Source organism: Mesorhizobium sp. M1A.F.Ca.IN.020.03.2.1, assembly GCF_004023205.1.
In the GTDB taxonomy this organism is placed as follows: Bacteria; Pseudomonadota; Alphaproteobacteria; order Rhizobiales; family Rhizobiaceae; genus Mesorhizobium.
Window position 1 is genome coordinate 1 of record NZ_RZSV01000125.1, and the last position, 16,264, is coordinate 16,264.

Genomic DNA, 16,264 nt, shown 5'->3' on the forward strand with positions numbered 1-16,264 from the left:
GTCCTCGTCGGTGATGTCGTGGCCGAAATGGCGGAAGGCCTTTTCGATGCGGCAGGAATCCAGAGTATGCAGGCCGCAGAGCTTCAGCCCGACATCGGCGCCGGCTTCAATGATCGCCTCGAAGACATGGGCGGCCTGATCGGTCGAGACATAGAGTTCCCAGCCGAGCTCGCCGACATAGGTAACGCGATGGGCACGGGCCAACCCCATGCCGATCTCGATCTCCTGGAAGGTGCCGAACGGATTGGCCTGGTTGGAAAAATCGTTGGGGCTCACCTTCTGGATCAGCTTTCGCGAATCGGGGCCCATCAGGCAGATGACGGCTTCGGCAGCGGTTACGTCGGTAATGACGACGAATTCGTCGGCGACGTGCCGCCTCAGCCAGGCGAGGTCACGCTGCAAGGTGGCGCCCGGCACGACGAGGAAATAGGCGGTCTCGGACAGCCGCGTCACGGTGAGGTCGCTCTCGATGCCGCCTTTGGCGTTGAGCATCTGCGTGTAGACGATCTTGCCCGGTTCCACGTCCATGTCGTTGGCGCAGAGCCGCTGCAGGAAGGCACAAGCGTCGCGGCCTTCAACGCGGATCTTGCCGAACGAGGTCATGTCGAACAGGCCGACGCCGTTGCGCAAGGCGAGGTGTTCCTCGCGCTGGTTGTCGAACCAGTTCTGCCGCTTCCAGGAATAGCGGTATTCGCGCTCCTGTCCTTCGCGGGCAAACCAGTTGGCGCGCTCCCAGCCGGCCACCTCGCCGAAGACGGCGCCACGAGCCTTCAGATGCTCGTGCAGAGGCGAGCGGCGCACGCCGCGCGAGGTAGCCATCTGGCGATAGGGGAAATGATCGGCGTAGAGCAGGCCGAGCGTTTCGGAGACGCGTTCCTTGAGGTAGCGACGGTTCTTCTGGAAGGGCTGGGCGCGGCGGATGTCGACCTCCCAGAGGTCGAAAGGCGCCTCGCCGTCATTGATCCACTGCGCCAGGGCCATGCCGGCGCCGCCGGAGGAAACGATGCCGATCGAATTGTAGCCGGTCGCCATCCAGTAGCCGGAGAGTTCCGGCGCCTCGCCGAGATAGTAGCGGTCGTCGGGAGTAAAACTCTCGGGGCCGTTGAAGAAGGTGTGGATGCCGGCCGTGCCCAGCATCGGCATACGGTTGACGCCCATTTCGAGGATCGGCTCGAAATGGTCCATGTCCTCGGGCAACTGGTCGAAGCAGAAATCCTCGCGGATGCCGTCCATGCCCCAGGGTTTCGCCACCGGCTCGAAGGCGCCGAGCATCATCTTGCCGGCGTCTTCCTTGTAGTAGGCGCACTCGTCCGGCACGCGCAGCACCGGCAGGCGGGTGAGGCCGGGGATGGGCTCGGTGACGAGGTAGAAATGCTCGCAGGCGTGCAGCGGGATGGTGACGCCGTTCTGCCGGCCGAGCTCGCGCGCCCACATACCGGCGCAGTTGACGACGATGTCGGTCTCGATCGTGCCCTGGTCCTCGCCCTGAGCCCAGGAGACACCGGAGACGCGGCCGTTCCTGGTGTGGACCTTGATGACCTTCACGTTTTCGATAACCGTCGCTCCGCGTTGCCGCGCGCCCTTGGCCAGCGCCATGGCGATATTGGCGGGGTCGCACTGGCCGTCGAGAGGCAAATGCACCGCGCCGACCACATCGGAGACGTTGAGATGCGGGTACATCTCCTTGACTTCGGTTGGCGAAATCTCGCGCACGTCGACATCGAAGGCGCGGGCTAGCGAGGCCTGCCTATAAATTTCATGCTTGCGTTCCTCGGTCAGCGCCACGGTGATCGAGCCGACCTGGCGCATGCCGGTGCCGACGTCGGTCTCCGCCTCGAGCTTGACGTAGAGGTCGGCCGAGTATTTCGCCAGCCGGGTCATGTTCTGCGAGCCGCGCAACTGGCCGATCAGGCCGGCGGCGTGCCAGGTCGTGCCGCAGGTGAGCTGCTTGCGCTCAAGCAGCACTATGTCGGTCCAGCCGAGCTTGGCCAGATGATAGGCGACCGAGCAGCCGGAGACGCCGCCGCCGATAATGACCGCGCGAGCTTTGGTTGGAATGGTTCTGGTCATGCGGCCTCGCGGCGGTAGTCGGAAGCGAAGCGGCGCACGCGAAGCGCTGCTTCCTGAAGGACAGGTTCAGGCTGGCAGAGGCTGATGCGGATGTGACCGGCGGCGGCCTCGCCGAAGCTCGAGCCGGGCATGACGCCGATCTTCTCCTTGTCGAGCAGCGCCCAGGCGAATTTCTCGTCGTCGGGCTCGATGGCCGATATGTCGAGCATGACATACATGCCGCCTTCGGAGCCGCGCACGGTGACTTCATTTGCGCCGCGAATGGCGTCGAGGAAGACGGCGCGGCGCCCGGCGTAACGCTCGGCTATCTCGTCCACGCCGTAGTGGTTTTCAAGCGCCTCGGCGCAAGCGATCGAGATGAAGGCCGGCAGGCCGTAGGTGGTCACCAGGTTGAGATCGGTCATCAGCGCGATCATCGCCTTCGGGCCGGTGAGCCAGCCCATGCGCCAGCCGGTCATGCCGTGGCTTTTCGACATGGAATTGATGACCAGCGTGCGCTCGGACATGCCGGGCAGCGAGCGCGGCGAGATGTGCTCGCCGCCGCCAAGCGTCCAGTAGACCTCGTCGGACAGCAGCCAGAGATCGTGCTCCTTGCAGATTTCGGCCAATTGCTCGAGCCGTTCGCGCGAATAGACTGCGCCTGTCGGGTTGTTCGGGGTGTTGATCAGGATGGCGCGCGTGTTGGGCCTGAGCGCCGCGCGGATCCTGTCGGCGCGCGGCTGGAAGCCGTCCTCGGCCGGCGTCTCGACCACGGTGAAGCTGGCGCCGGCGGCGCTGAAGGTGTTGGGGTAGGTGGCATAGTAAGGCGCGACGACGATCGCGTGATCGCCGGGGTCGAGCACGCCCTGCACGGCGGCGTAGAGCGCGCCCTGACCTCCGGCCGTGGCGATGATCTCGTCGGGCTCCGTCAGGACGCCGGTGCAGGCGGAGGAGGCCGCCGCCATCGCCTTGCGCAGGCGCGGCAGGCCGGGAAGCGGCGTGTAGTGGTGGTTGCTGCCGCGGACGGCGTTCACGCAGGCCTCGATCGTTTGCGACGGCGTGTCGAAATCATGGTCGCCGACCGAGAGCACGATGATGTCCTCGCCGGCTGCCCTGCGGGTCCAGGCGGCGAAGTGGACTTCCCAGCCATCCTTGCCCGATGGCACGATGCCGGTAATGCGCTTCGATGGTTTTGGCATCAGGCTGCTCCCGAGATGTGATGGCCGGCCTGAATGAGCCGGTCGCGTAGCGCAGCGATATGCGCCGGCCCGACTTCGCAACAGCCGCCTACAATGCTGGCGCCAGTCTCGACCCAGCCCATCGCCTGGTCGGCATAGGCGTTCGGATCGAGATCATGGCGCGCGTGCAGCACGTCGACCGTGCCGCCGTGCTTGAGCGCCTCGACCGAGGTGAAGCCATTGGCATAGGCGCCAACCGGACCGCCGAGGGCCAGCAGTTCCGGCAATGCGGCGGCAATGGCTTCGGGCCGGCAGCAGTTGAGCAGCCGTGCCGCCACCGGGAGATCGCCGAGGGCGCTAGCCGCGGCGGCAATGCTCTCGCCGCTGCGCAGGCGGGGCGTGCCGTGGTCGGCGATAGTCCAGGATACCCAGACCGGCTTGCCGCTCTCGCATGCCGCGGTGACCGCCGCGCGGGCCTCGTCGGCGGAAGCCATGGTCTCGCACAGGAACAGATCGACGCCTTCTGCCTGCTCGGCGACGATGCGGCGGTAGATGCCGAGCGTCTCCTCGAAGGAGATGGTCAGCGCCGGCGCGTAGCTGCCGAAGAGAGGCGAGAGGCAGCCGGCGATGGCGGCTTCACCCGCTTCGTCGCACGCCTGCCGGGCGAGCTCGATGCCGCGCTTCTGCAGAGGCTTAAACAGCTCTTCCGCGCCCTCGCGCGCCAGGCGCTCGGGCGTGGCCGAATAGGTGTTGATGGTAATGACGCGGGCGCCGGCACGGATGAATTCCGCATGCAGGTCGCGCACCAGTTCCGGTTCGTCGATCAGCACTCTGGCCGACCACAAAGGCGTCGGTTCGGACTGACTGCGACGGACCAGCTCCTGGCCCATGCCGCCATCGGTAAGAATGACGGATGTCATGCTCTCAACCTTTCGTTCTTCGGATCCCACAACGGCTCGTCCTTCTGCACCACCGCCTTGAAACGGTCGCCGAAGATTTCGACCTCGACCGCCGTGCCGGGCTCGGTCAGGTCGGAACGCAGCATGCCGAGCGCGATCGACTTATCGACGCGATGGCCCCAGCCGCCCGACGTCGTCTCGCCGACAATCTTGCCGTCATGCCAGAGCGTCGACATATAGGGCGCGTCGCAATCGCCGGGGCTTTCCACGACCAGCGTGACGAAGCGCTTCTTCACGCCCTGCTGCCTTTCGTTGAGCAGCGCCGCCTTGCCGCGGAAGTCGGGCTTGTCCCATTTGACGAAGCGTTCGAGCCCGCCCTGCAGGATCGAATAGTCGGTCGAGAGGTCGCCTTTCCAGGCGCGGTAGCCTTTTTCCAGCCGAAGCGAATCCAGCGCGTACATGCCGAAGGGCTTTAGGCCATGCCTCTGGCCGGCGGCCCAGACCGCGTCGAAGACGGTAGCCGTGTCCGCGACCTTGGTGTGGATCTCCCAACCGAGCTCGCCGGCGAAGGAGACGCGCACCAGCTTCGCCCAGCGGCCGGCGATGGTCGTCTCCTGATGCGTCAGCCAAGGCAGGGAAAGATCGGCGTCGCAGACGTCAGCAAGAATAGCGCGCGAGTTCGGGCCGGCGAGAATCTGGGTTGAGTATTCCTCCGTGCGATCGGTCAGCCTGAAGGCCGCATCGGCCGGCATGCGCGACTTCAACCATTCGAAGTCGTGCCACTGCGCGACGGCCGCGGTGATTAGCGTCATCTGGTCCTCGCCATGGCGCACGACCGACATTTCGGTAACGATGCGGCCCTTATCGTCCGCGAAATAAACCAGGCCGATGCGGCCGGGCTTCGGCACGAGGCCGGTGACCTGCAGGGCCAGCCACTCGGCGGCGCCTTCACCTTCGAGATTGAAGCGCGAGAAGCCGGGCAAGTCGAGGATGCCGGCTGCGTCGCGCACAGCCAGGCATTCCTCGCGAACGCGCTGCTGCCATGGCCCGTCACGGCGGAAAGTCAGCGTTGATTCTTCCGAAATGTCGTCGCCCGGTTGCGCGTACCAGGTGGCGCGCTCCCAGCCGTTATAAGCGTCGAACTGGCCACCCCGCGCTTTGACGCGCTCATGCAGCGGCGAGTGCTTGCGGTCGCGGCCGGCCGGCCAGGCGTGGCGCGGGAACTGGATGGCGTATTCGTTGCCGTAGATCTCCATGCCCTTGGCAACGCAATAGTCGGGTGCCGAAGCAAAGGCGGTGAAGCGGCGCGGATCGCAGGACCACATGTCCCATTCGGTCTGGCCCTCGGTCACCCATTCGGCCAGCACCTTGCCGGCGCCGCCACCTTGCGCAATGCCGAAGGTGAAGACGCAGGCCTCGAAAGCATTCGGCACGCCGGGCATCGGACCGATCAGCGGATTGCCATCCGGCGCGTAAGGTATCGGCCCGTTGATCACCTTGGAAAGGCCTGCGGTGCCGAGGATCGGCACACGGGCTACGGCGTCGGCAAGGTAATGCTCGAGACGGTCGAGATCGTCCGGGAAAAGCTGGAATGAAAAATCCTCCGGCATCGGATCGTTGTGGCCGACCCAATGCGCGCGGCAATTGCGCTCATAGGGACCGAGATTCATGCCGGTCTTTTCCTGGCGCAGGTAGTAGGAGGTGTCGACGTCGCGCAGCAACGGCAGTTTCTTGCCCTGTTCCTTGGTCCATGCGGCCAGCTCGGGGATTTCCTCGAACAGGATATATTGATGGCTCATCACCATCATCGGCACTTCGCGGCCGAACATTTTTCCAACTTCGGCGGCGCGATAGCCGGCGGCATTGATCACGATCTCGCAGCGGATCTCGCCCTGCGGCGTCGCCACCACCCATTCGCCGTTTTCGCGGCGAACGCCGGTGACCGGGCAGAAGCGGATGATTTTCGCGCCCATGTCGCGCGCACCCTTGGCAAGCGCCTGCGTCAATTGCGCGGGATCGATGTCGCCGTCGCTCGGGTCGTAGAGCGCGCCTTTCAGCTCATGCGTCTCGATGAAGGGGTAACGGCGCTTGATCTCGTCGAGGCCGACGAGGTCGATGTCCATGCCTTGATAGCGGCCCATGCCTTTGGCGCGCTGGAACTCCTGCATGCGCTCCTTGGTGTGGGCGAGCCGCAACGAGCCGGTGACATGGTAGTTCATCGGATAGTCGACCGCGTCGGCGAGGCCCCGGTAGAGCTCGGTAGAATAGCGCTGCATGTTCATCAGCGACCAGGACGACGAGAAGGTCGGCACGTTGCCGGCCGCGTGCCAAGTCGAGCCGGAGGTCAGCTCGTTCTTTTCCAAGAGCACGCAGTCGGTCCAGCCCGCCTTGCAAAGGTGGTAAAGTGAGGAGGCGCCAACGACACCGCCTCCGATGATCACCACGCGTGCCGTGGTCGGCAAACCGGCCATGTTCTCCTCCAACGTCCAAAGCGCGTCAGGACGCGCTTTTGATTCTTTGTTTCACGCAGGCCCAAAAACCGCGGCACAGTTTTGGGCGGCATGCATTGGTTCAGTACACCGGTGGCGAAACCACCCAGATGACGACCGCCGGCTCGGCGCCAGGATTGCGCCAGCGGAACGGCTTGCCTTCGAAGCGGAACGAGTCGCCTTCGCTGAGCCGATGCCAGACGCCGCCGATCTCGAGCTCGAAAGTGCCCGACGCGACGTAGCCCGCTTCCTCGGTCGGGCGGCGCGCTTCGGTCTTCAATTCCGCGCCCGGCGCGAAGACCGAGCGCAGCATCTCGAAGCTACCGCCAAGATCGGGCGACAGAAGCTCCTCCACGAGGCCCGATTCGCTTGTCCCAAGCGAGCGGCGGCTGCCGGCGCGCACAACCACGCCGCGCTCCTCTTCGGCAGGCACGTCATGGCTGAAGAACAGGCTGAGCGGCACGCCGAAGAGTTCGGCGAAGGCCCGCAGGTCACCAAGCGAAGGGATCGACAAGCCGCGCTCGACCTGGCTGACCCAGCCTACTGAGCGGTCGAGCTTCATGGCAATCTCGGCAAGCGTCAACCCGCGGGCCTTGCGCAGCGCACGAATGTCGCCGGCCAGCAGCCGCTCGCCATTGTCCTGCTCCGATCTGATGGCGGTCGAGGTCACCCGCTCCTCGTGAAAAAATCTGCTCAAATTTCATGAGAAAGCAAGTGCATGAAAAAATCAAGTGAATTTTCATGCAACGCAAGATTTGCTTGCGCCATTTTGGCGGTTGATGCAAAGCCTCGCCATCGAATCGCGAGTGGGGCGTCCGGTCGAGGACCAGTTAGTTATTTGTGTCTGCCTATGGTCGTTGCGGGAATCGGGTTGCCGGGTCCAGCCATGCGTGAAGGGACGGCCCATGCTGGAAAAGAATGACCGGAGCACGCTCGACGCAGCGATCGTCGATGAGGCGATCATGTCGCGCCGGTCGGTGCGCGCGTTTTTGCCCGACATGGTCGACGACAGCACAATCCGCGCCATCCTGACGGTCGCGGCAAGGGCACCCTCGGGCACCAACATGCAGCCCTGGCGTGTCTATGTGACCAAGGGCGAGGTGAAGCGGCGCATCAGCGACGCCATCCTCAATTCGGGCATCCGCGCCGAAAAGGCCGAATGGGACGAGTACCGTTACTATCCCGACCAGTTCTTCGAGCCCTATCTCAGCCGGCGTCGCGCCAACGGTTTCGGTCTCTACGGCGCGATCGGCATCGGCCGGCGCGAAGTCGACAGGATGCGGGCGCAGCACGACCGCAACTTCGTCTTCTTCGACGCGCCGGTCGGCCTGATCTTCACGGTCGACCGGCGGCTGAACAAGGGCTCGTGGATCGACTACGGCATGTTTCTGCAGAACATCATGGTCGCGGCACGGGGCAGGGGCCTGCATACCTGTCCGCAGGCGGCTTTCGCGCCCTATCACCGGCAGATCCGCCCGGTGCTCGACATACCAGACGAGGAGATCGTGGTCTGCGGCATGGCGCTTGGTTATGAGGACACGTCCAAGCCCGAGAACGAATTCCGCACCGACCGCGCGCCGCTCGAAGACTGGGTGACGTTCGCGACATAGCTCTCCGGCGCGGATCGCAGCCCGATGTGCTAATCCGTGCCGATATGCCCGCCATGGCCGCTGACATGGGCACCGTCCTGCGGGGTGAGCCTGAAATAGGCGAGCAGCGCGCAAAGCGTGATCAAGCCTTCGACAACGAACAGGAGCCGGTAGTCGTTGACGCTCGCCTGGCCGCCGCCGGCGAGCAGCGAGAGCATGGCAGCGGCCAGACCGACGCTGATTGCCACCGCCAGCTGCCAAAGGATGTAGTACAGGGCGCTGAAGCGCGAGAGCTGCTCGGGCGCGATGTCCGAGTAGGCGAGGTTGCCGGTCGAGGCCCACTGCACCGAACGGAAAAGGCCGAAGGCGAAGATGTAGGCAAGCACGATCCAGGTAGGCGTGCTTTCCTGCATCAAGGCAAAACCGGCGACCAGCAGGGCGGCGATCGGCGTGTTGACGATCAGAACCCGCTTGAAGCCGAAGCGGTTCAAGATGCGCGGCATGAAGAAGCGCATCAGCAGCGAGCCGATCGCCGCGACGAAGGTCAGCGATCCGGCCTGCACCGCGCTCATGCCGAAGCCGAGCTGGAACATCAGCGGCAGCAGGAAGACAACGGAGCTTAGCCCTATCGTGTCGAGCCCGCCGCCGGTCAGAAAGCTGATGCGGAAGGTGCGGATGCGCAGCAGATTGAGGTCGAGCAACGGATTGCGGGCCCCCAGACAATAGAAGGCGGCGACAGTGAGGATGGCGATTGCCAGGCCGAGCTCGACGCCGATGATGCTGGCGGCGGCGTCCTTCGCGGCAAGCGAATCCATACCGAAGACGAGCAGCGCCATGCCGCCGCCGACTAGCAGGAAGCCGGGAAAATCGAAGGGCGTGCGGACCGGCTTGGTGGTCGTGGGGAACAGCGAGGCCGCGAGCAACGCGGCCGTCAGCGCGATCGGAATGTTGATGTAGAAGATCCAGCGCCACGAGACGTAAGTGGTCAGCGCGCCACCGACGAGGGGCCCGACCAGCGGGCCGGACTGGCCGGCGAGCGAAATATACATGTTGATCCTGAGCGTGCGGTCGCGCGGAAAGCTCGACAGGATTACGACCTGACCGAGGGTGCCCATCAGCGCACCGCCGAAGCCCTGCAGCGCGCGCGAGCCGACCAGCATCCAGATGTTTTCCGACAGGCCGCACAGGGCCGAGGCGCTGGCGAAGACCAGCAGCGCAAAGCAATAGACGTTGCGCAGGCCGAAGCGGTCGGCCAGCCAGCCGCCGAGCGGCATCGTGACGATGAGGCTCGCGACATAGACGGTGATCAAAAGCCCGAGCTGGCTCGGCGGGCGGCCCAGGCTTTCGCCGATGCCGGGCAGCGCGGTCACAATGACATTCTGGTCGAGGCTGGTCATGAACACGCCGAAGGCGACGGTCGCCGGCAACAGCAGCGACGGGTCACCCGCCGGAGCAAAGCGGGTCGTGGCTGTCGCCGTAGTCTCTGCGGTCATGGAAGGATGTTGTCGAACCGGTTGCCTGAGGGCTCCGAGAGCCGCGTTCCTTATCTATCGTCTTCGCTGGCCCAAGGCTCAAGCGGCAGTTGTGGCCGTCGATAGTGCCACGCGCCGGCTGAACCAATCCCCGAGTGCTGCCTGCTTAGAGGCAAATTCGGCACGGAAAACCGCCGCGCAGTTTCCTGGAATTGCGCTTAGTGCACCTCGTAGCCGACTTCCTCGCTCGCGTGGCACAAGGCCTTCCAAAAGGAGCGCGCGAAGGAGCGGAACACATAGATGTCGAATTGGTCGCCACCGGTGCGCTGGATCTGTGCAAAGACATCGTGGTGGTTGGTCGAGCGGCCGGCGCCGAGCGGGAAGGCCGGCAAGGCGAAGTCGATAGCGAAGAATTTCGCCATCACCCACTCCGCTTTCGGCCCGGCGATGCGAATCGCGGTGCGGCCATGCGAGAGATCGGTAATCGTGCCGATGGACGGCGTGATCAGGCCGGTGAACGCGGAAGCCAAGCCCTCGGCCTCGTCAACCACGGTGAATTTGCCCGGCGCGAATCCGAACGCGGCTTTCGCGCCGTTGACGACGCCGCCGCCGGCTCCATCCGGCAGGGCAAGGCCTGTCACCTTGTATATGCCGGACATCAGCCGCTTCTCCTCGCCCGGCCATGCTGCGAGCTGCAGGATCGAGCCCGGCCGCGTTTCGGACAGGATGACGTCAACGCCATGCTCGAAATTGCCGTGCGAGCCTGGATGATAGACCGGTTCAAGCGGCGACAGGCGCTCAGGCAATTGCCGCTCGGGAAGTTGTCGCTCAACCATGCATGCGGCTCCCGTCCGGATCGTAGAAATGGTTGGAGACGATCTCGACCGGCCCGAACCGGTTGCGCAGCGGATCGGAGACGAAGGCGCGCGTGCCGTGGCGCGCCTTGCCGCCTTTGACCAGCGCAAGCGCTATGTATTTGCCGAGCGCCGGCGAATAGCAGCAGGCGGTGATATGGCCGATCGAATCGTGCGGGTTCGCTTCGTCGAGTTCCTCGACGATATGTCCGCCACCGTTCAGCGCGCGGTTGTCGAGAGCGATCAAGCCGACCAGTTCCAGCCGGTCCGGGGCGATCAGGCCTTCGCGATCCATCATGGCGGAACCGATGAAGGGCTTCTTCTTCGACAGCATCCAGTCGAGATGCAGGTCGCGCGCCGTGGTGCGGCCGTCGATCTCCGCGCCGGTGACGTGGCCCTTCTCGATGCGCATGGTGCCAAGCGCCTCGAGCCCGTAGGCGACCAGGCCGAAAGGCTTGCCGGCCTCGATGAGAGCCTCCCAAACGCGCGTTCCATAGCCGGCGCCGGAATAGACCTCGAAAGCCATCTCGCCGGAGAAGGAGAGGCGGCAGATCATCACCGGCACGCCGGCGATCTCACCGTGCACAATGCCCATGAAGGGAAGCGAGGCGTTGTCGACGGCCGTGCCCTTCACGCAGGCAGCGAGGATCGCCCTGGCTTTCGGTCCGCCGATCGCGGCCCCCGCCCACTCGTCGGTGACGGAGGTGACGGTGACCTTCAGTTCCGGCCAGATCACGTCGAGGAAATACTCCAGATGCTGCATCACCTTGCCGGCATTGGCGGTGGTGGTGGTCATCAGGAAATCCTGTTCGCCAAGCCGCCATGTGGTGCCGTCGTCGAAGGCAAGCCCATCCTCGCGCAGCATCAGACCGTAGCGGGCCTTGCCGACCGCGAGGGTGGAAAACATGTTCGTGTAAACGCGGTCGAGGAATTCCGCCGCATCCGGGCCCTGAACGGCGATCTTCCCAAGCGTCGAGACATCGACGATGCCGGCGCTCTCACGCGTTGCCGCGGCCTCGCGGACATAGGCCTGCTCGACCGTCTCGCCGGCGAGACCGTAGATCATCGGGCGGTACCAGAGACCGGCCGCATACATGGTCGCGCCGTTGTCGATGTGCCAGTCGTGCATCGGCGTCAGCCGCTCGGGCTTCAGGTCGCCGAAGCGCTCGGCCGCCAGCGAGCCGATCGACACGGCCGTGTAGGGCGGCCGGAACCGCGTCGTACCGACTTCGGGGATCGGCTTGCCCAGCGCCTCGGCCATGATGGCGAGGCCCGGCACGTTGGAGTTTTTGCCCTGGTCGGTCGCCATGCCGAGCGTGGTGTAGCGCTTCAGATGCTCGACCGAGACGAAGCCCTCGCGGTGCGCGAGCCGCACATCCTCGGCGGTCACGTCGTGCTGGAAATCGACGAAGCTTTTGCCCTCGGCCTTGATCTCGAAGACCGGTGCCGGATCCGGTTCGCCGGGGACGGCCTCCACGACGGGTAGCGGAGCGGAGGATGCGCTTCCGCCGGCGGCCTGAATGCCAGCCGCGCGGCCTTCGGCAATCGCTTCCGCGGTCGAGAAACTGCCGGTGAAGGCGCCGGCGCCGATCCAGCGCTGCGTCGGCTGCGGCGGCAGGAAGGCCTGCCTGGCAGGGTTCCATATGGCCCTGGCTCCAGCCTGGCTGGCGAGATGGATCGTCGGCGACCAGCCACCCGACATCAACAGGCAGTCGGCATGGATGCTGCGCTCGTCGCCGCTCAGCGCGCCGTTCATCAATTCGAAGCGCCGCACCTTGAGACCGGTGAGCGCCTTGCCGCCTTCGGTCGCAACTACGGCATGGCCGGCAAGCAGCTCTGCTTCGGCCTGGCTCGCCAGCCTGCTCATCTCGTTCGACACGTCGCTGCGGACATCGACGATGGCCACGACGGCGGCCCCGGCCTTCTTCAGTGCAACGGCGGAACGATAGGCGCTGTCATTGTTGGTGAACAGTGCGATGCGTTCACCGGGCAGCACGCCATATTCATTGGCGTAGCGTTCGGCCGCATGCGCCAGCATGACGCCCGGACGATCGTTGCCGGGGAATACCAGCGGACGCTCGAAGGAGCCGGTGGCGAGAACCACCGTTTTGGCGCGGATCGCCCAGTAGCGCTGGCGCGGCTCGCCCTTGGCCGGAACTTCCTTGTGGTCCGTCACCCGTTCGAGCGCGGCCAGCGTGTTGCCGTCGTAATAGCCCCACACCGTCGTGCGCGGCAGAAGGCGGACATTGTCATTGCCTTCGAGCTGGCCGACGATGCGCGCCGCCCAGTCGGCTGCCGACGCCCCGTCGATGGTTTCGCCCGACCAGTTGGCGGAGCCGCCGAACTTTGCCTCGAGCTCGGCCAGGATCACGCGGGCGCCCTGGTCGGCCGCGGCCTTCGCCGCCATCAGCCCGGCCGGGCCGGAACCGACGACCAGCACGTCGCAGAAGGCGTTCATGCGCTCGTAGCGCGAGGTATCGGGCGCGGTGCCGGCTCTGCCGAGGCCGGCGGCGCGGCGGATGAAATGCTCGCAGAACATCCAGAAGCGCGTGCCTTTCAACGGGCCGATCACCGGTCCCATGAAGGTCTTGTAATAGAAGCCGGCCGACAGGAGCTTGCCGCCGAGCTGGTTGAGCGCGCCGATATCCCAGGCGAGCGAGGGGGAGCGGTTCTGGCTGACCGCGACGAGCCCGTCATAGATCTCGACCATGGTGGCGGGAATGTTGGGCTCGCGCACCTCGCCGCGCAGCACCGTCACCAGAGCGTTCGGTTCCTCGACGCCGGCGGCGAGCAGGCCGCGCGGGCGATGGTATTTGAACGAACGGCCGAACAGCGTCACGCCGTTGGCGAGCAGCGCCGAAGCGAGCGTGTCGCGGGCGTGTCCGGTATAGCGCGCGCCGTCGAAGGTGAAGCGGATGGTGCGCAGCCGGTCGATGCGGCCGCCGGTTTCTGTGCGGCGAGGGCTCACTGGTGGCCTCCCGCTTTGTGGCCCGCGGACTTGTGTCCGCCACGGGCAAAGGCAGTGCTCAAGATTTCATGGGTTAAGGTGTTTCGCACCACCCGCAGATGCGCGCGGCAGCCGCCGGAATGCTGCCAGATCTCATTGTGGTCGCCGGCCGGGTTCAGCCGGTCGTAGACATAGGCATTCCAGGCGTCGAGATCCTGCGAGGCAGGCTGCGGCCGCTCGCGGTTGCCGTCGCCCTGGTAGGTGAACTCAATGACATCGCGCGGGCCGCAATAGGGACAAGTGATCAGCATATGATTCGAAACCTAATGCAGCCGCGGCGTCGCGCCCTGGCCTTTGTCGTCGATGATGAGGCCGCGATAGAAACGGTCGAGCGTGAAGGGCGCGTTGAACTCGTGCGGCTCGTCCTTGGCGATGGTCCAGGCAAAGCACCATCCTGAGGCTGGCGTTGCCTTGAAGCCGCCATAACACCAGCCGCAATTGAGATACATGCCGGGCAGCGGGCCGGTGGTGATGATCGGCGAACCGTCCATCGTCATGTCACAAAGCCCGCCCCAGGAGCGCAGCATGCGCACCCGCGCCAGGCCCGGGAAGAGTGCCAGCATCTCGCTCATCACCTCGTCGACGACGGGCAGGCTGCCGCGCTGGGCATAGCTGTTGTAGCCGTCGAGGTCCCCGCCATAGACGAGGCCGCCCTTGTCGGATTGCGAGATGTAGAAGTGGCCCATGCCGAAGGTGAGAACGGTGCCGATGATCGGCTTCAGCGATTCCGAGACGAAGGCCTGCAGAACGTGGCTTTCGATCGGCATATGCGAAATGCCGGCAAGCTGCATGACTTGGCCGGTGCTGCCGGCCACCGCAAGCGCCACCTTCTTGGCGCGGATATCGCCGCGCGTCGTCGTCACACCGGTGATGCGGTCGCCGTCGCGCAGGAAGCCGGTGACCTCGCAATTCTCGATGATGTCGACGCCGCGCCGGTCGGCGCCGCGCGCATAGCCCCAGGCGACGGCGTCGTGGCGCGCGGTTCCGGCACGCGGCTGCATCAGCCCGCCAAGGATTGGAAATCGCGCCGAGCCCGAAACGTTCAGGGCCGGAACAAGGCGCTTGATCTCTTTGACGCTCATCAGTTCGGCGTCGACGCCGAGATGGCGCATGGCATTGCCGCGCCTTGCGTAGTCGTCGACCTGAGCCGGCGTGTGCGCGAGGTTCAGGCAGCCCCGCTGCGAGAACATGACGTTGTAGTTGAGGTCATGCGACAGGTTCTCCCACAGCTTCATCGAATGTTCGTAGAAGCGGGTGTTCTGCGGCAAAAGATAGTTGGAGCGCACCGCCGTGGTGTTGCGCCCGACATTGCCCGAGCCCAGCCAGCCTTTTTCCAGCACAGCGACATTGGTGATGCCGTGCTCCTTGGCGAGGTAATAGGCGGTCGAGAGCCCATGGCCGCCGCCACCGATGACGATCACATCATAGGACGCCTTGGGGTCCGGCTTGCGCCAGGCCGGTTTCCAGTCCTGGTTGCCGTTGAGCGCGTTCTTGAGCAGCGAAAAGGCTGAGTATTCCGCCATTCTTCCTGTCGTCCTTTTGGTGCGAGCCGGCAGACTATAGAGCAGGCGAGAAGCGCAAAGCCAAGATTGCGCCATCGCTTTTCGACAGGCCGACTTCGATCCGCGCCGAGGCCCGCGGATGGAGACGTCTTGCCGCCTGATAGGCCGGTCTTTATCAAGGGCAGGATTTTCGAAGATTTTTCGGCCGTGAGTCGCCCGTCACGTCATGATTTTCCGACTGCTCCGCCTGATCCTGATCGCCATTGTCGCCGTCGCGGCGCAGCCCTCGCCCGGCGCGATGGCGCAGGCGATCGGCCAGGGCTCCACGCAGCTCATCGCCGACCAGACCAAGGCCATCCAGGATCTGACGGCCAAGACCGACGGACTGGAGAAGAAGTTAAGCGCCCCAGACCAGGACGATGCCGGCCTTGTCGATATCCGCTTGCAGCTCGAGGATATTTCACGGGCAGCGCTGAACAGCGCGCTCGCGTTCCGATCGCGCCTCAACGACATCAATGCGCGCATCCAGGTATTGGGGCCGCCGCCGGCCCAGGGGCAGCCGCCGGAGCCGGCGATCGTCGCCAACGAGCGCGCGGCGCTTACGGCCGAGAAGGCCGAGATCAACGCCGTGGTCGCCGGCGCGCAGAACCTGTCCATCCGCATCAGCGGGCTGGTCGACAGGATCGCCACGCTACGCAGTCAGCTTTTCCGCAGCGTTCTGACGAAACGCTACGAGTTGAGCGATGCGCTGAGCCCGCAGGCCTTTTCCGACGCGCACGACCAGTTCACCGGCCTCTACAAGGCGGTGGCGTCCTGGCTCACCTTCGCATTGAAGTTCAAGTTCCAGGCGATGCTTGCGGCGACGCTGATGGCGCTGGCGCTGGCGGCCGTGCTGCTGATCGGGGGCAGGCGTCTCTTCGGCCGCATCTTCGAGGCCGATGCTTCGGTCGAAGAGCCGTCGTACCTGAGCCGGCTTTCGGTGGCGTTCTGGTCGACGCTGCTGCCGACCGTGGCGCTCGGCGCGTTCCTCGCCTCGACCGTGTTCTTCTTCAACTATTACAACGTCCTGCGCGGCGACATCGGCGAATTCCTCAACGCGCTGCTCTCGGTCGTCGCGGTGGCGTTCTGCGTCAACCGGCTGACCAATGCCGCCCTAGAGCCGCGGCTGCCGAACTGGCGGCTTATTCCAGTCGCAACCGGACCGGCGCGTTGGCTGGTGCGGCTG

Annotated in this window: 11 protein-coding genes and 1 pseudogene; 2 read left to right on the forward strand and 10 right to left on the reverse strand. The window is 65.0% G+C overall.

Features of this window, described 5'->3' with window-relative positions:
* The 5 genes from EOA79_RS19455 to EOA79_RS19475 all read right to left on the reverse strand — a co-directional run.
* The coding region (locus EOA79_RS19455; RefSeq protein WP_164893887.1) for an FAD-dependent oxidoreductase at positions 1-2,070 on the reverse strand (2,070 nt) is incomplete at its 3' end.
* Complete coding sequence (locus EOA79_RS19460) at positions 2,067-3,248, reverse strand: pyridoxal phosphate-dependent aminotransferase (protein ID WP_095825691.1); 1,182 nt, start codon at positions 3,246-3,248, stop codon at positions 2,067-2,069. The genes EOA79_RS19460 and EOA79_RS19455, both read right to left, overlap by 4 nt.
* The gene (locus EOA79_RS19465) at positions 3,248-4,147 is read right to left on the reverse strand and encodes a homocysteine S-methyltransferase family protein (protein WP_095825690.1); all 900 of its coding nucleotides are present in this window, start codon (positions 4,145-4,147) and stop codon (positions 3,248-3,250) included. The genes EOA79_RS19460 and EOA79_RS19465 overlap by 1 nt, the downstream gene beginning before the upstream one ends.
* Positions 4,144-6,597: an FAD-dependent oxidoreductase gene (locus EOA79_RS19470; RefSeq protein ID WP_095825689.1), complete on the reverse strand. Its 2,454-nt coding sequence runs from the start codon at positions 6,595-6,597 to the stop codon at positions 4,144-4,146. Before EOA79_RS19470 ends, EOA79_RS19465 begins: the two co-directional genes overlap by 4 nt.
* 100 nt (positions 6,598-6,697) lie before the next feature.
* On the reverse strand, positions 6,698-7,285 hold the full coding sequence (locus EOA79_RS19475) for an XRE family transcriptional regulator (protein WP_206619201.1): 588 nt from the start codon (positions 7,283-7,285) through the stop codon (positions 6,698-6,700).
* Between the two features lie 235 nt (positions 7,286-7,520).
* Between EOA79_RS19475 and EOA79_RS19480 the strand changes: the two genes are divergently transcribed.
* The gene (locus EOA79_RS19480) at positions 7,521-8,225 is read left to right on the forward strand and encodes a nitroreductase (protein WP_095801957.1); all 705 of its coding nucleotides are present in this window, start codon (positions 7,521-7,523) and stop codon (positions 8,223-8,225) included.
* Positions 8,226-8,254: 29 nt separating this feature from the next.
* Here EOA79_RS19480 and EOA79_RS19485 read toward each other — a convergent pair whose 3' ends face one another.
* The 5 genes from EOA79_RS19485 to EOA79_RS19505 all read right to left on the reverse strand — a co-directional run bounded on the left by EOA79_RS19485 (position 8,255) and on the right by EOA79_RS19505 (position 15,060).
* Positions 8,255-9,697 (reverse strand): MFS transporter, encoded by a 1,443-nt coding sequence (locus EOA79_RS19485; protein WP_095825688.1) that lies wholly within the window; start codon positions 9,695-9,697, stop codon positions 8,255-8,257.
* A gap of 197 nt (positions 9,698-9,894) precedes the next feature.
* On the reverse strand, positions 9,895-10,482 hold the full coding sequence (locus EOA79_RS19490) for a sarcosine oxidase subunit gamma (protein ID WP_067329620.1): 588 nt from the start codon (positions 10,480-10,482) through the stop codon (positions 9,895-9,897).
* Between the two features lie 22 nt (positions 10,483-10,504).
* Positions 10,505-13,498, reverse strand: a complete 2,994-nt coding sequence (locus EOA79_RS19495) for a sarcosine oxidase subunit alpha (protein ID WP_127335767.1) — start codon at positions 13,496-13,498, stop codon at positions 10,505-10,507.
* Positions 13,495-13,788 (reverse strand): sarcosine oxidase subunit delta, encoded by a 294-nt coding sequence (locus EOA79_RS19500; protein ID WP_067329272.1) that lies wholly within the window; start codon positions 13,786-13,788, stop codon positions 13,495-13,497. Before EOA79_RS19500 ends, EOA79_RS19495 begins: the two co-directional genes overlap by 4 nt.
* A 12-nt stretch (positions 13,789-13,800) precedes the next feature.
* Positions 13,801-15,060, reverse strand: a complete 1,260-nt coding sequence (locus tag EOA79_RS19505) for a sarcosine oxidase subunit beta (protein ID WP_095825686.1) — start codon at positions 15,058-15,060, stop codon at positions 13,801-13,803.
* 205 nt (positions 15,061-15,265) lie between these two features.
* On the opposite strand from EOA79_RS19505, the pseudogene EOA79_RS19510 reads away from it, so the two are divergent.
* Positions 15,266-16,264, forward strand: a pseudogene (locus EOA79_RS19510) (mechanosensitive ion channel family protein); the annotation flags it as partial.

What these genes read in the sequence shown, in the direction of transcription:
- EOA79_RS19505 (WP_095825686.1), bottom strand. Translation starts at nt 15,060, where the DNA reads ATGGCGGAATACTCAGCCTTTTCGCTGCTCAAGAACGCGCTCAACGGC.
- EOA79_RS19465 (WP_095825690.1), bottom strand. Translation starts at nt 4,147, where the DNA reads ATGACATCCGTCATTCTTACCGATGGCGGCATGGGCCAGGAGCTGGTC.
- EOA79_RS19460 (WP_095825691.1), bottom strand. Translation starts at nt 3,248, where the DNA reads ATGCCAAAACCATCGAAGCGCATTACCGGCATCGTGCCATCGGGCAAG.
- EOA79_RS19480 (WP_095801957.1), top strand. Translation starts at nt 7,521, where the DNA reads ATGCTGGAAAAGAATGACCGGAGCACGCTCGACGCAGCGATCGTCGAT.
- EOA79_RS19500 (WP_067329272.1), bottom strand. Translation starts at nt 13,788, where the DNA reads ATGCTGATCACTTGTCCCTATTGCGGCCCGCGCGATGTCATTGAGTTC.
- EOA79_RS19485 (WP_095825688.1), bottom strand. Translation starts at nt 9,697, where the DNA reads ATGACCGCAGAGACTACGGCGACAGCCACGACCCGCTTTGCTCCGGCG.
- EOA79_RS19470 (WP_095825689.1), bottom strand. Translation starts at nt 6,597, where the DNA reads ATGGCCGGTTTGCCGACCACGGCACGCGTGGTGATCATCGGAGGCGGT.